Annotated in this window: 8 protein-coding genes, 2 tRNA genes and 3 rRNA genes; 11 read left to right on the top strand and 2 right to left on the bottom strand. The window is 55.2% G+C overall.

Annotation, left to right across the window (positions count from 1 at the left end):
- Positions 1 to 123 precede the first annotated feature (123 nt).
- Positions 124 to 1,287 carry an acetyl-CoA C-acyltransferase FadA gene (gene fadA, locus O1721_RS02605; RefSeq protein ID WP_000416981.1) on the bottom strand — a complete coding sequence of 388 codons (1,164 nt, stop codon included), beginning with the start codon at positions 1,285 to 1,287 and terminating at the stop codon, positions 124 to 126.
- 9 nt (positions 1,288 to 1,296) lie between these two features.
- The gene (gene fadB / locus O1721_RS02600; protein WP_032649812.1) at positions 1,297 to 3,486 is read right to left on the bottom strand and encodes a fatty acid oxidation complex subunit alpha FadB; all 2,190 of its coding nucleotides are present in this window, start codon (positions 3,484 to 3,486) and stop codon (positions 1,297 to 1,299) included.
- 190 nt (positions 3,487 to 3,676) lie between these two features.
- Between fadB and pepQ the strand changes: the two genes are divergently transcribed.
- The 11 genes from pepQ to birA all read left to right on the top strand — a co-directional run bounded on the left by pepQ (position 3,677) and on the right by birA (position 15,285).
- On the top strand, positions 3,677 to 5,008 hold the full coding sequence (gene pepQ / locus O1721_RS02595; RefSeq protein WP_017382602.1) for a Xaa-Pro dipeptidase: 1,332 nt from the start codon (positions 3,677 to 3,679) through the stop codon (positions 5,006 to 5,008).
- Positions 5,008 to 5,622 (top strand): IMPACT family protein, encoded by a 615-nt coding sequence (locus tag O1721_RS02590; RefSeq protein WP_015572737.1) that lies wholly within the window; start codon positions 5,008 to 5,010, stop codon positions 5,620 to 5,622. The genes pepQ and O1721_RS02590 overlap by 1 nt, the downstream gene beginning before the upstream one ends.
- A 41-nt stretch (positions 5,623 to 5,663) precedes the next feature.
- Positions 5,664 to 7,115, top strand: coding sequence for a Trk system potassium transporter TrkH (gene trkH / locus O1721_RS02585; protein ID WP_006808591.1), 1,452 nt, complete (start codon positions 5,664 to 5,666; stop codon positions 7,113 to 7,115).
- Between the two features lie 10 nt (positions 7,116 to 7,125).
- The gene (gene hemG, locus O1721_RS02580) at positions 7,126 to 7,671 is read left to right on the top strand and encodes a menaquinone-dependent protoporphyrinogen IX dehydrogenase (RefSeq protein WP_017382603.1); all 546 of its coding nucleotides are present in this window, start codon (positions 7,126 to 7,128) and stop codon (positions 7,669 to 7,671) included.
- Between the two features lie 355 nt (positions 7,672 to 8,026).
- Positions 8,027 to 9,568 (top strand): 16S ribosomal RNA (locus O1721_RS02575).
- Positions 9,569 to 9,638: 70 nt separating this feature from the next.
- Positions 9,639 to 9,715 (top strand) — tRNA-Ile (locus tag O1721_RS02570).
- 105 nt (positions 9,716 to 9,820) lie between these two features.
- Positions 9,821 to 9,896 (top strand) — tRNA-Ala (locus tag O1721_RS02565).
- A gap of 180 nt (positions 9,897 to 10,076) precedes the next feature.
- Positions 10,077 to 12,982 (top strand): 23S ribosomal RNA (locus tag O1721_RS02560).
- A gap of 65 nt (positions 12,983 to 13,047) precedes the next feature.
- Positions 13,048 to 13,163 (top strand): 5S ribosomal RNA (gene rrf / locus O1721_RS02555).
- Together the 16S, 23S and 5S rRNA genes with 2 tRNA genes alongside form the textbook arrangement of a ribosomal RNA operon.
- A gap of 134 nt (positions 13,164 to 13,297) precedes the next feature.
- Positions 13,298 to 14,326: a UDP-N-acetylmuramate dehydrogenase gene (gene murB / locus O1721_RS02550; RefSeq protein WP_032649809.1), complete on the top strand. Its 1,029-nt coding sequence runs from the start codon at positions 13,298 to 13,300 to the stop codon at positions 14,324 to 14,326.
- Positions 14,323 to 15,285, top strand: coding sequence for a bifunctional biotin--[acetyl-CoA-carboxylase] ligase/biotin operon repressor BirA (gene birA / locus O1721_RS02545; protein ID WP_017384195.1), 963 nt, complete (start codon positions 14,323 to 14,325; stop codon positions 15,283 to 15,285). Before murB ends, birA begins: the two co-directional genes overlap by 4 nt.
- The last annotated feature ends 19 nt before the right edge of the window (positions 15,286 to 15,304 follow it).

Here is a 15,304-nt window from a genome sequence, read left to right as displayed (position 1 = left end):
GGCGGGAAGAACGGCAACTAAACTTTTTCTCTTCGTAGGCCGGGAAAGCGTAGCGCCTCCCGGCAAAAGCCCGATGGCGCGATGCTTATCGGGCCTACGTTACTTTGAGATACTTTTCCTTATTTACACCCTCTCAAACACCGTCGCGATACCCTGACCCAACCCAATACACATCGTTGCCAGTCCGAACTGGGCATCTTTGCGTTCCATCAGGTTAATCAGCGTGGTACTGATACGCGCCCCGGAGCAGCCCAGCGGGTGACCGAGGGCGATCGCGCCGCCGTTGAGGTTAATCTTCTCGTCGATCTGATCCATCAGCCCCAGATCTTTAATGCACGGCAGGATCTGCGCGGCGAACGCTTCGTTCATCTCAAAGAGGTCGATATCACTTGCGCTCAGCCCCGCTTTTTTCAGCGCCAGTTTTGACGCCGGAACCGGACCGTAACCCATGATGGAAGGATCGCAGCCCACGACTGCCATCGAACGCACGCGGGCGCGTGGCGTCAGGCCTAATTCGCGGGCGCGGCTCTCGCTCATCACCAGCATCGCGGCGGCACCGTCGGACAGGGCAGACGAGGTGCCCGCCGTTACCGTACCGGTGACCGGATCAAACGCCGGACGCAGGGTAGAAAGCGCTTCGACCGTGGTTTCCGGGCGGATAACTTCGTCGTAGCTGAACTGCTTCAGTACGCCGTCTGCGTCGTGACCGCCGGTTGGGATGATCTCATTCTTAAAGGCACCAGACTGCGTGGCGGCCCAGGCGCGGGCATGCGAGCGCGCGGCAAACGCATCCTGCATCTCACGGCTGATGCCGTGCAGACGGGAGAGCATCTCGGCGGTCAGGCCCATCATACCGGCGGCTTTCGCCACGTTGCGGCTCATGCCTGGATGGAAATCGACCCCGTGGCTCATTGGCACGTGGCCCATGTGCTCCACGCCGCCCACCAGACAGGCCTGCGCATCGCCGGTCATGATCATCCGCGCCGCGTCGTGCAGCGCCTGCATCGACGAACCGCAAAGACGGTTGACGGTGACGGCCGGAACCGAATGCGGGATCTCCGCCAGCAGGGACGCGTTACGGGCGATGTTAAAGCCCTGCTCCAGCGTCTGCTGGACGCAGCCCCAGTAGATATCGTCCAGCGCTGCTGGGTCCAGCGCCGGGTTACGCGCCAGCAGGCTACGCATCAGGTGCGCGGAGAGGTCTTCCGCGCGCACGTTACGGAACGCACCGCCTTTTGAACGGCCCATCGGGGTGCGAATCGCATCAACAATGACAACCTTTTCCATTGTGACTCCTTAAGCCGTTTTCAGTTCGCCAACCGGACGGGCTGGCTCAACTGCTGGGTAGTAGGGTTCGTTATGGCGCGCTTTGTTACGCAGCCCTTCCGGCACCTCATAAAGCGGGCCGAGGTGCTGGTACTGCTGAGCCATATCGAGATAGCGGGCGCTGCCGAGCTTATCCAGCCAGCGGAACGCGCCTCCGTGGAACGGAGGGAAGCCGAGGCCGTACACCAGCGCCATATCCGCTTCTGCCGGGCTGGCGATAATGCCTTCTTCGAGGCAGCGCACCACTTCGTTGACCATCGGGATCATCATCCGGGCGATGATCTCATCGTCGGTGAAGTCGCGTTTTGGCTGACTGACGTCGGCCAGCAGGCCATCCACCGCCGGATCTTCTTCTTTCTTCGGTTTGCCTTTGCTGTCTTCTTTATAGCGCCAGAAGCCCAGACCGTTTTTCTGCCCGAAGCGGTTGGCGTCGAACAGGGCATCAATGGCGTCGCGATAATCTTTCTGCATGCGCTGCGGGAAGCCCGCCGCCATCACCGCCTGCGCGTGATGGGCAGTGTCGATGCCGACAACGTCCAGCAGATACGCCGGGCCCATCGGCCAGCCGAACTGTTTTTCCATCACTTTGTCGATTTTGCGGAAGTCTGCGCCGTCGCGCAGCAGCTGGCTGAAACCGGCGAAGTACGGGAACAGCACGCGGTTAACGAAGAAGCCCGGGCAGTCGTTAACCACGATCGGCGTTTTGCCCATCTTGCTCGCCCACGCCACCACTTTGGCGATGGTTTCGTCGGAGGTTTTTTCCCCACGGATCACTTCAACCAGCGGCATGCGATGCACCGGGTTAAAGAAGTGCATCCCGCAGAAGTTTTCCGGACGCTTCAGCACGCTCGCCAGTTCGCTGATAGGAATAGTGGAGGTGTTAGAGGCCAGCACGGTTTCCGGACGCACCTTGTCTTCGGTTTCGGCCAGTACCGCTTTTTTCACTTTCGGGTTCTCGACGACCGCTTCAACCACCACGTCCACACGGTCGAAACCGCTGTATTCCAGCACTGGCTGGATGGTGGAGATCACGCCTGCAAGCTTCAGACCATCAATTTTGCCGCGCTCAAGCTGTTTATTCAGCAGCTTGGCCGCTTCGGTCATGCCCAGCGTCAGGGATTTCTCGTTGATGTCCTTCATCACCACCGGCACGCCTTTCCAGGCAGACTGGTAGGCGATGCCGCCACCCATAATGCCCGCGCCGAGTACCGCCGCGTGTTTTGGCGTTTCAACGTTTTTGGTGAGTTGTTTGGCTTTGCCCTTCACGAACTGATCGTTAAGGAAGATACCAACCAGCGCGCGGGCTTCGTTGGTGTGCGCCAGCGGGACAAAGCTCTGGTTTTCCAGCTTCAGGGCGTCATCACGGCCCAGACGGGCTGCCGCTTCAATGGTTTTCACCGCCGTGATCGGCGCCGGGTAGTGTTTACCCGCCGTCTGCATCACCATGCCTTTGGCGATGGTGAAGCTCATGGTGGCTTCAATTTTGCTGAGCTTCAACGGCTCCAGCTTTGGCTGACGTTTGGCTTTCCAGTCGAGATCGCCGTTAATCGCCTGACGCAGAATGGCGATAGCACCCTCAATCAGTTTTTCAGGCTTAACCACGCCGTCCACCAGGCCGATTTTCTGCGCCTGTTCTGCGCTGACATCTTTACCCGCGGCAATGATCTCCAGCGCGCTGTCGGCACCCAGCATGCGCGGCATACGCACGGAACCGCCAAAGCCCGGCATGATGCCCAGCTTGGTTTCCGGCAGGCCGATGCGCAGGTCCGGCGTCGCCAGACGGTAGTCGGTCGCCAGCACGCACTCGCAGCCACCGCCCAGCGCGTAGCCGTTAACGGCGGAAAGGGTCGGGACAGGCAGATCTTCCAGACGATTAAAAACGCTGTTGGCAAAGTGCAGCCACTGGCTCAGCTGTTCTTCGGGCACCAGGAACAGCGACAGGAATTCGGTGATATCCGCGCCAACGATAAAGGCCGCTTTGTTGGAGCGCAGCAGCAGCCCTTTCAAATCTGATTGCTTTTCAAGTACATCCAGCGCCTGGCCAAGACTGGCCACCGTCGCGGTATCAAGCTTGTTCACTGAGCCGGGGGCATCGAACACCAGTTCGGCAATGCCATCTTCCAGCCAGTCTACGTACAGGGTGTCGCCTTTGTAGAGCATGTCGGTCTCCTGAATCCAGCAATTGGATCTGGTCATACCAGATGAAACGGAGTGTGGAATTTATGTTAATAAAATGCAAATTAGTCATTAAGAAATTGCTGCGCTGATCACGGTCGGTGGAAATCACGCAGCCGGAGTGAGGTGTGCTAAGATGCGATGACTTGAGGTCAAAAAAACGAAAGGAAGAATGATGGACTCACTGGCTTCGCTTTATAAAAATCATATCGTTACCCTACAGGAACGTACCCGCGATGTACTGGCCCGCTTCAAGCTGGATGCCCTGCTGATCCACTCCGGCGAGCTGATGAATACTTTTCTTGATGACCATGCTTATCCCTTCAAGGTTAACCCGCAGTTTAAAGCCTGGGTGCCTGTCACGCAGGTTCCAAATTGCTGGCTGCTGGTGGATGGCGTGAACAAGCCGAAACTGTGGTTCTACCTGCCGGTCGATTACTGGCACAACGTGGAGCCGCTGCCGACCTCATTCTGGACCGAAGAAATTGACGTGATTGCGCTGCCAAAAGCAGACGGTATTGGCAGCCAGCTGCCAGCGGCGCGCGGCAACATCGGCTACATTGGTCCGGTTCCTGAGCGTGCGCTGGGTCTGGATATTCCGGCAGATAAACTCAACCCGAAAGGCGTGCTGGATTATCTGCACTACTATCGCGCCTACAAGACCGACTACGAACTTTACTGCATGCGTGAAGCGCAAAAAACGGCGGTGAATGGCCACCGTGCGGCGCACGAAGCGTTCCAGTCCGGTATGAGCGAGTTCGATATTAATCAGGCCTACCTGACGGCGACCGGCCACCGCGATACCGACGTGCCGTACAGCAACATCGTGGCGCTGAATGAACATGCCTCGGTTCTGCACTACACCAAACTGGATCATCAGGTTCCGGCTGAGATGCGCAGCTTCCTGCTGGACGCGGGGGCTGAGTACAATGGTTATGCGGCAGACCTGACCCGTACCTGGGCGGCGAATGCGGACACCGATTTTGCGCAATTGATCAAAGACGTGAACGACGAACAGCTGGCGCTGATTGGCACCATGAAGGCCGGAACCAGCTACGTGGATTATCACATCCAGTTCCATCAGCGCATCGCTAAACTGCTGCGTAAGCATCAGATTGTCAAAGACATGAGCGAAGAGGCGATGGTTGAGAACGATCTGACCGGGCCATTTATGCCGCATGGTATCGGTCACCCGCTGGGTTTGCAGGTTCATGACGTCGCGGGCTTTATGCAGGATGATACCGGTACGCACCTGGCGGCACCGTCTAAATATCCTTATCTGCGCTGCACCCGCGTTCTGGCGCCGCGTATGGTATTGACCATCGAGCCGGGCATCTACTTTATTGAATCCCTGCTGGCACCGTGGCGCGAAGGGCAATTCAGCAAGCACTTCAACTGGGAGAAAATTGAAGCGCTGAAGCCTTATGGCGGCATTCGTATCGAGGATAACGTGGTTATTCACGAGAACAGCATTGAGAACATGACGCGAGATCTGAAGCTGGCCTGATGGAAAGCTGGTTGATACCGGCCGAGCCGGTCACCTTTGTTGAGGAAATCAAGAAAAGCCGCTTTATCACGCTGCTGGCGCATACCGACGGCGTGGAGGCGGCGAAGGCGTTCGTCGAGTCCGTCCGCGCGCAGCACCCCGATGCCCGCCATCACTGTGTGGCGTGGGTCGCAGGGCCGCCAGACGACTCACAGCAGCTCGGGTTTTCTGACGACGGTGAACCGGCGGGTACGGCCGGAAAACCGATGCTATCCCAGTTGATGGGCAGCGGCGTGGGTGAAATCACCGCCGTTGTTGTCCGCTACTACGGGGGCATTTTGTTAGGCACCGGAGGGCTGGTTAAAGCCTACGGAGGTGGTGTCCAGCAGGCGCTTAATCTGCTGATAACAACCCGCAAAACGCCACTTACGGAATATACTTTGTTATGCGATTACGCCCAGCTATCGGGTATCGAAGCACTGCTTAAACAGTTTAACGGTGTCATCGCACACAGTGATTATCAGGCAATGGTGCAATTACGCGTGGCGCTTCCTCAGGCGGAACTGGCTGCTTTTTCAGCAAAACTCGCTGATTTTAGTCGCGGTTCATTGCAATTACTGCCGATTGAAGAATAATCCCCACCTCACAATTTTGAATACCTAAGGAAGCGGCAGAGATGCATTTTCGTGCCATTACCCGAATCGTTGGATTGCTGGTCATACTTTTCTCCGGGACAATGATCATTCCCGGACTGGTGGCGCTTATCTACCGGGACGGCGCGGGGCGTGCATTTACGCAAACCTTTTTTGTCGCGCTGACGATTGGCTCCCTGCTGTGGTGGCCAAACCGCCGTGAGAAAGGTGAACTGAAATCCCGGGAGGGGTTTCTGATTGTGGTCCTGTTCTGGACGGTACTGGGAAGCGTGGGTGCGCTGCCGTTTATCTTCTCCGAACAACCGAATCTCACCGTCACGGATGCGTTTTTTGAATCGTTCTCCGGATTAACGACCACCGGCGCCACCACGCTTGTGGGGCTGGATTCGCTCCCGCATGCGATTCTCTTTTACCGGCAGATGCTCCAGTGGTTCGGCGGTATGGGGATCATCGTCCTGGCGGTGGCTATCCTGCCCATTCTGGGCGTCGGGGGGATGCAGCTTTACCGGGCGGAGATGCCCGGCCCGCTGAAAGATAACAAGATGCGCCCGCGTATTGCGGAGACGGCGAAGACCCTGTGGCTTATCTATGTCCTGCTGACGGTGGCCTGCGCGCTGGCGCTGTGGTTTGCCGGGATGCCTGCGTTTGATGCCATCGGGCACAGCTTTGCGACTATTGCTATCGGCGGGTTCTCCACCCACGATGCCAGCGTCGGCTACTTCGACAGCCCGACAATCAATACCATCATTGCCATCTTTTTGCTGATCTCAGGCTGTAACTACGGTCTACACTTCTCGTTGCTTAGCGGACGGAGCCTGAAGGTGTACTGGCGCGACCCGGAATTCCGGATGTTTATTGGCGTCCAGCTGACCCTGGTGGTTATCTGTACCCTGGTACTGTGGTTCCACGATGTTTATAACTCGGCGGTCACGACCCTGAACCAGGCCTTCTTCCAGGTGGTATCGATGGCGACAACCGCTGGTTTCACCACGGACAGTATTGCGCGTTGGCCATTGTTCCTGCCGGTGCTGCTGTTGTGCTCTGCGTTTATCGGCGGTTGCGCCGGGTCAACGGGCGGCGGTCTGAAGGTGATCCGCATCCTGCTGCTGTTCAAGCAGGGGAACCGTGAGCTGAAACGTCTGGTCCACCCGAATGCGGTTTACAGTATTAAGCTGGGGAACCGCGCGTTGCCGGAGCGCATCCTCGAAGCGGTGTGGGGATTCTTCTCCGCTTATGCGCTGGTCTTTATTGTCAGTATGCTGGCGATTATCGCCACGGGCGTGGATGATTTCTCTGCCTTCGCCTCTGTGGTGGCAACGTTAAACAACCTGGGGCCGGGGCTGGGCGTCGTGGCGGATAACTTCGCCAGTATGAACCCGGTGGCGAAGTGGATCTTAATCGCCAATATGCTGTTTGGGCGTCTTGAGGTCTTTACGCTGCTGGTGCTGTTTACCCCAACATTCTGGCGTGAGTAAGGAGACATTGGTGAAAACGTTAATTCTTTTCTCAACGCGTGACGGGCAAACGCGTGAGATTGCTTCATATCTGGCTTCCGAACTCAAAGAGCTGGGCATTTATTCTGATGTGGTGAACCTGAATCGCACAGAGCAGATTGCCTGGCAGGATTACGACCGCGTGGTCATTGGCGCTTCAATTCGTTACGGCCATTTCCATCCGGCGCTGGATCGCTTTGTGAAAAAGCATACGGCGGAGCTCGCTCAACTGCCTGGCGCGTTTTACTCGGTCAACCTGGTTGCCCGTAAAGCGGAGAAGCGTACGCCGCAGACCAACAGCTATACGCGCAAGTTTTTGCTAAGTTCGCCATGGCAGCCCGATATCTGTTCTGTCTTTGCTGGCGCGCTGCGTTACCCGCGTTACCGCTGGTATGACCGCTTTATGATCCGCCTGATCATGAAAATGACGGGCGGGGAAACGGATACGCGTAAAGAAGTGGTTTATACCGACTGGGCCCAGGTCGCCAGTTTTGCCCGTGAAATTGCGCGTTTAACGGACGATGCGCGGGATAAATAAGCGTTGAGTTTGAAAAGTGAGCGAACGAAAAGTTTTTTGTATTTAGTGCTTGTCACTTCAGAAGAACTCCCTATAATGCGCCTCCACTGACACGGAACAACGGCACGCAAGCCGCCGGGTCAGCAGAGAAAAGCAAAATAAACGCTTGACTCTGAAGCGGGAAAGCGTAATATGCACACCCCGCGCCGCAGCGAAAACGAAGCGGCACTGCTCTTTAACAATTTATCAGACAATCTGTGTGGGCACTCAAAGTGACATGGATTCTTAATGTCTTCGGACACTAAATGAATACCAAGTCTCAACGAGTGAACACGTAATTCATTACGAAGTTTAATTCATTGAGCATCAAACTTTTAAATTGAAGAGTTTGATCATGGCTCAGATTGAACGCTGGCGGCAGGCCTAACACATGCAAGTCGAACGGTAACAGGAAGCAGCTTGCTGCTTCGCTGACGAGTGGCGGACGGGTGAGTAATGTCTGGGAAACTGCCTGATGGAGGGGGATAACTACTGGAAACGGTAGCTAATACCGCATAACGTCGCAAGACCAAAGAGGGGGACCTTCGGGCCTCTTGCCATCGGATGTGCCCAGATGGGATTAGCTAGTAGGTGGGGTAACGGCTCACCTAGGCGACGATCCCTAGCTGGTCTGAGAGGATGACCAGCCACACTGGAACTGAGACACGGTCCAGACTCCTACGGGAGGCAGCAGTGGGGAATATTGCACAATGGGCGCAAGCCTGATGCAGCCATGCCGCGTGTATGAAGAAGGCCTTCGGGTTGTAAAGTACTTTCAGCGGGGAGGAAGGCGATAAGGTTAATAACCTTGTCGATTGACGTTACCCGCAGAAGAAGCACCGGCTAACTCCGTGCCAGCAGCCGCGGTAATACGGAGGGTGCAAGCGTTAATCGGAATTACTGGGCGTAAAGCGCACGCAGGCGGTCTGTCAAGTCGGATGTGAAATCCCCGGGCTCAACCTGGGAACTGCATTCGAAACTGGCAGGCTAGAGTCTTGTAGAGGGGGGTAGAATTCCAGGTGTAGCGGTGAAATGCGTAGAGATCTGGAGGAATACCGGTGGCGAAGGCGGCCCCCTGGACAAAGACTGACGCTCAGGTGCGAAAGCGTGGGGAGCAAACAGGATTAGATACCCTGGTAGTCCACGCCGTAAACGATGTCGACTTGGAGGTTGTGCCCTTGAGGCGTGGCTTCCGGAGCTAACGCGTTAAGTCGACCGCCTGGGGAGTACGGCCGCAAGGTTAAAACTCAAATGAATTGACGGGGGCCCGCACAAGCGGTGGAGCATGTGGTTTAATTCGATGCAACGCGAAGAACCTTACCTACTCTTGACATCCAGAGAACTTTCCAGAGATGGATTGGTGCCTTCGGGAACTCTGAGACAGGTGCTGCATGGCTGTCGTCAGCTCGTGTTGTGAAATGTTGGGTTAAGTCCCGCAACGAGCGCAACCCTTATCCTTTGTTGCCAGCGGTTAGGCCGGGAACTCAAAGGAGACTGCCAGTGATAAACTGGAGGAAGGTGGGGATGACGTCAAGTCATCATGGCCCTTACGAGTAGGGCTACACACGTGCTACAATGGCGCATACAAAGAGAAGCGACCTCGCGAGAGCAAGCGGACCTCATAAAGTGCGTCGTAGTCCGGATTGGAGTCTGCAACTCGACTCCATGAAGTCGGAATCGCTAGTAATCGTGGATCAGAATGCCACGGTGAATACGTTCCCGGGCCTTGTACACACCGCCCGTCACACCATGGGAGTGGGTTGCAAAAGAAGTAGGTAGCTTAACCTTCGGGAGGGCGCTTACCACTTTGTGATTCATGACTGGGGTGAAGTCGTAACAAGGTAACCGTAGGGGAACCTGCGGTTGGATCACCTCCTTACCTTAAAGAACCTGCCTTTGTAGTGTCCACACAGATTGTCTGATGAAAAACAGCAGTAAAAAACCTCTACAGGCTTGTAGCTCAGGTGGTTAGAGCGCACCCCTGATAAGGGTGAGGTCGGTGGTTCAAGTCCACTCAGGCCTACCAAATTTTTGCTGATGCTGCGTTGCGGCGACACTCACATACATAAGTATGCTTCGTGTCACCACGCCTTGCCTCAACAAAAATTACCGGTACAGAGGTGACTACGATGGGGCTATAGCTCAGCTGGGAGAGCGCCTGCCTTGCACGCAGGAGGTCTGCGGTTCGATCCCGCATAGCTCCACCATCTTTTACTGCGAACACAAGAAAACTTCAGAGTGAACCTGAAAAGGTGCACTGCGAAGTTTTGCTCTTTAAAAATCTGGATCAAGCTGAAAATTGAAACGACACACAGCTCATGTGTGTTCGAGTCTCTCAAATTTTCGCAAGTCGATGATGAATCGAAAGAAACATCTTCGGGTTGTGAGGTTAAGCGACTAAGCGTACACGGTGGATGCCCTGGCAGTCAGAGGCGATGAAGGACGTGCTAATCTGCGAAAAGCGCCGGCGAGGTGATATGAACCCTTGACCCGGCGATGTCCGAATGGGGAAACCCAGTGCAATTCGTTGCACTATCGTTAACTGAATACATAGGTTAACGAGGCGAACCGGGGGAACTGAAACATCTAAGTACCCCGAGGAAAAGAAATCAACCGAGATTCCCCCAGTAGCGGCGAGCGAACGGGGAGCAGCCCGGAGTCTGAATCAGCTTGTGTGTTAGTGGAACGGTCTGGAAAGTCCGACGGTACAGGGTGATAGTCCCGTACACGAAAGCACACATGCTGTGAACTCGAAGAGTAGGGCGGGACACGTGGTATCCTGTCTGAATATGGGGGGACCATCCTCCAAGGCTAAATACTCCTGACTGACCGATAGTGAACCAGTACCGTGAGGGAAAGGCGAAAAGAACCCCGGCGAGGGGAGTGAAAAAGAACCTGAAACCGTGTACGTACAAGCAGTGGGAGCCTCTTTATGGGGTGACTGCGTACCTTTTGTATAATGGGTCAGCGACTTATATTCTGTAGCAAGGTTAACCGTATAGGGGAGCCGAAGGGAAACCGAGTCTTAACTGGGCGTTAAGTTGCAGGGTATAGACCCGAAACCCGGTGATCTAGCCATGGGCAGGTTGAAGGTTGGGTAACACTAACTGGAGGACCGAACCGACTAATGTTGAAAAATTAGCGGATGACCTGTGGCTGGGGGTGAAAGGCCAATCAAACCGGGAGATAGCTGGTTCTCCCCGAAAGCTATTTAGGTAGCGCCTCGTGAACTCATCTTCGGGGGTAGAGCACTGTTTCGGCTAGGGGGCCATCCCGGCTTACCAACCCGATGCAAACTACGAATACCGAAGAATGTTATCACGGGAGACACACGGCGGGTGCTAACGTCCGTCGTGAAGAGGGAAACAACCCAGACCGCCAGCTAAGGTCCCAAAGTCATGGTTAAGTGGGAAACGATGTGGGAAGGCACAGACAGCCAGGATGTTGGCTTAGAAGCAGCCATCATTTAAAGAAAGCGTAATAGCTCACTGGTCGAGTCGGCCTGCGCGGAAGATGTAACGGGGCTAAACCATGCACCGAAGCTGCGGCAGCGACGCTTATGCGTTGTTGGGTAGGGGAGCGTTCTGTAAGCCGTTGAAGGTGTGCTGTGAGGCATGCTGGAGGTATCAGAAGTGCGAATGCTGACATAAGTAACGATAAAGCGGGTGAAAAGCCCGCTCGCCGGAAGACCAAGGGTTCCTGTCCAACGTTAATCGGGGCAGGGTGAGTCGACCCCTAAGGCGAGGCCGAAAGGCGTAGTCGATGGGAAACAGGTTAATATTCCTGTACTTGGTGTTACTGCGAAGGGGGGACGGAGAAGGCTATGTCAGCCGGGCGACGGTTGTCCCGGTTTAAGCATGTAGGCGGAGGTTCCAGGTAAATCCGGTACCTTATTAACGCTGAGGTGTGATGACGAGGCACTACGGTGCTGAAGTGATAAATGCCCTGCTTCCAGGAAAAGCCTCTAAGCATCAGGTAACACGAAATCGTACCCCAAACCGACACAGGTGGTCAGGTAGAGAATACCAAGGCGCTTGAGAGAACTCGGGTGAAGGAACTAGGCAAAATGGTGCCGTAACTTCGGGAGAAGGCACGCTGATGTGTAGGTGAAGCCCCTGCGGGTGGAGCTGAAATCAGTCGAAGATACCAGCTGGCTGCAACTGTTTATTAAAAACACAGCACTGTGCAAACACGAAAGTGGACGTATACGGTGTGACGCCTGCCCGGTGCCGGAAGGTTAATTGATGGGGTTAGCGGCAACGCGAAGCTCTTGATCGAAGCCCCGGTAAACGGCGGCCGTAACTATAACGGTCCTAAGGTAGCGAAATTCCTTGTCGGGTAAGTTCCGACCTGCACGAATGGCGTAATGATGGCCAGGCTGTCTCCACCCGAGACTCAGTGAAATTGAACTCGCTGTGAAGATGCAGTGTACCCGCGGCAAGACGGAAAGACCCCGTGAACCTTTACTATAGCTTGACACTGAACACTGGTCCTTGATGTGTAGGATAGGTGGGAGGCTTTGAAGCGTGGACGCCAGTCTGCGTGGAGCCAACCTTGAAATACCACCCTTTAATGGCTGGTGTTCTAACGTAGACCCGTAATCCGGGTTGCGGACAGTGTCTGGTGGGTAGTTTGACTGGGGCGGTCTCCTCCCAAAGAGTAACGGAGGAGCACGAAGGTTGGCTAATCCTGGTCGGACATCAGGAGGTTAGTGCAATGGCATAAGCCAGCTTGACTGCGAGCGTGACGGCGCGAGCAGGTGCGAAAGCAGGTCATAGTGATCCGGTGGTTCTGAATGGAAGGGCCATCGCTCAACGGATAAAAGGTACTCCGGGGATAACAGGCTGATACCGCCCAAGAGTTCATATCGACGGCGGTGTTTGGCACCTCGATGTCGGCTCATCACATCCTGGGGCTGAAGTAGGTCCCAAGGGTATGGCTGTTCGCCATTTAAAGTGGTACGCGAGCTGGGTTTAGAACGTCGTGAGACAGTTCGGTCCCTATCTGCCGTGGGCGCTGGAGAATTGAGGGGGGCTGCTCCTAGTACGAGAGGACCGGAGTGGACGCATCACTGGTGTTCGGGTTGTCATGCCGATGGCATTGCCCGGTAGCTAAATGCGGAAGAGATAAGTGCTGAAAGCATCTAAGCACGAAACTTGCCCCGAGATGAGTTCTCCCTGAGACTTTAAGTCTCCTGAAGGAACGTTGAAGACGACGACGTTGATAGGTCGGGTGTGTAAGCGCAGCGATGCGTTGAGCTAACCGATACTAATGAACCGTGAGGCTTAACCTTACAACGCCGAAGGTGTTTTGGCGAAGAGACGAAATTTTCAGCCTGATACAGATTAACAGAATTTGCCTGGCGGCTTTAGCGCGGTGGTCCCACCTGACCCCATGCCGAACTCAGAAGTGAAACGCCGTAGCGCCGATGGTAGTGTGGGGTCTCCCCATGTGAGAGTAGGGAACTGCCAGGCATCAAACAAGTGAAGAGGCCATCCGGAAGGATGGCCTTTTTGCGTTTCTGCACCTGCTTCCTTTCCATAAACAAATCACCTATCCCCCCATATATACGGTAAACTATCCCGGTTTTTGCATCAGGATAGCGTCTATGAATCACTCCCTTAAGCCCTGGAATACCTTTGGTATTCAACGGAATGCTAATCAAATTGTACGTGCCGAGAGTGCTCAGCAGTTGCTGAATGCATGGCAAAACGCAACAGAAAACGGTGAACCCGTACTTATTCTGGGCGAAGGAAGTAATGTCCTGTTTCTCGATGATTTTGCGGGGACGGTAATCGTCAATCGCATCATGGGGATTGAGCGTAAAGAGAGCGCTGACAGCTGGCATTTACACGTGGGTGCTGGCGAGAACTGGCACCATCTGGTGCAATATACCCTCGAAAAAGGGATGCCAGGGCTGGAAAACCTGGCTCTGATCCCGGGCTGTGCAGGATCATCTCCTATTCAAAACATCGGTGCCTACGGCATCGAACTGAAACACGTCTGCGAATATGTCGACTGCATCGAACTCGCGACCGGAACGGCGAAGCGCCTGACCGCAGAGCAGTGCCGCTTTGGCTATCGCGACAGCATTTTCAAGCACGACTATCAGGATCGTTTCGTCATTGTGGCCGTTGGCCTGCGCCTGGCGAAAGCCTGGAAACCCGTTCTGACTTACGGCGATCTGACCCGTCTCGACCCGGCTACCGTCACACCGCGTGAGGTATTTGATTCCGTTTGCCACATGCGAATGACCAAGCTCCCGGACCCGAAAGTAAACGGAAATGCGGGCAGTTTCTTCAAAAACCCGGTGATCAGCAGCGAAAATGCAAAAGCGTTTCTCGCCGGCTGGCCAACGGCCCCGCATTATCCTCAGGCGGATGGTAGCGTGAAGCTGGCCGCAGGCTGGCTTATCGATCAGTGTGAATTAAAAGGTACGACTCTTGGTGGCGCTGCTGTTCATCGTCAGCAGGCGCTGGTACTGATCAACCAGTCTAACGCGACAAGTGAGGATATCGTCAACCTGGCGCATCATGTTCGCCAGCGCGTGGGCGAAAAATTCAACGTCTGGCTGGAGCCTGAAGTTCGCTTTATTGGCCGAACGGGCGAAGTGAATGCCGTGGAGACCATTGCGTGAAGGACAATACTATTCCGTTAACTCTCATCGGTATCCTTGCCGATGGCGAGTTTCATTCTGGCGAGCAGCTAGGCGAACAGCTGGGCATGAGCCGTGCTGCGATCAATAAGCATATTCAAACGCTCCGCGACTGGGGCGTGGATGTGTTTACGGTGCCGGGAAAAGGCTACAGCCTGCCGGAACCGATCCAGTTACTGAACGAAGAGGTCATCCGCAGCCAGATTGGGCACGGTAACGTCGCGGTATTGCCGGTCATTGATTCGACGAACCAGTATCTGCTGGATCGCCTGAGCGAGCTGAAATCCGGTGATGCCTGCGTTGCCGAGTACCAACAGGCAGGACGTGGCCGCCGGGGGCGTAAGTGGTTCTCACCATTTGGCGCCAACCTCTACCTTTCCATGTACTGGCGGCTTGAACAGGGGCCAGCTGCGGCCATCGGGCTGAGCCTGGTCATCGGCATTGTGATGGCAGAGGTGCTGCACGATCTGGGTGCCGATCAGGTGCGGGTAAAATGGCCCAACGATCTGTATCTCAACGATCGAAAGCTGGCGGGGATCCTGGTTGAACTGACGGGAAAAACAGGCGATGCCGCACAGATCGTCATTGGGGCGGGACTGAACATGGTGATGCGAAACGTGCAGAACGATGTCGTGAACCAGGCCTGGACCAACTTGCAGGAAGCGGGGATCACCATCGATCGCAATACGCTTGCCGTCCGCATGATCAATGAGTTGCGTAGTTCGCTTACGCTCTTTGAACAAGAGGGGTTAGCGCCATTCCTGTCCCGCTGGGAAAAACTGGATAACTTTATTAACCGACCGGTGAAGCTGCTGATTGGGGATAAAGAGATTTACGGCACATCACGCGGCATTGACGCACAGGGCGCGTTGCTTCTTGAACAGGATGGCGTGATTAAGCCCTGGGTGGGCGGTGAAATTTCGTTACGAAGTGCGGAGTAACCCTCTCCCCACAGGGGAG

This window comes from Enterobacter cloacae complex sp. HYC033_NIDB (genome assembly GCF_056673335.1).
This window is presented reverse-complemented; position numbering and strand designations above follow the sequence as displayed.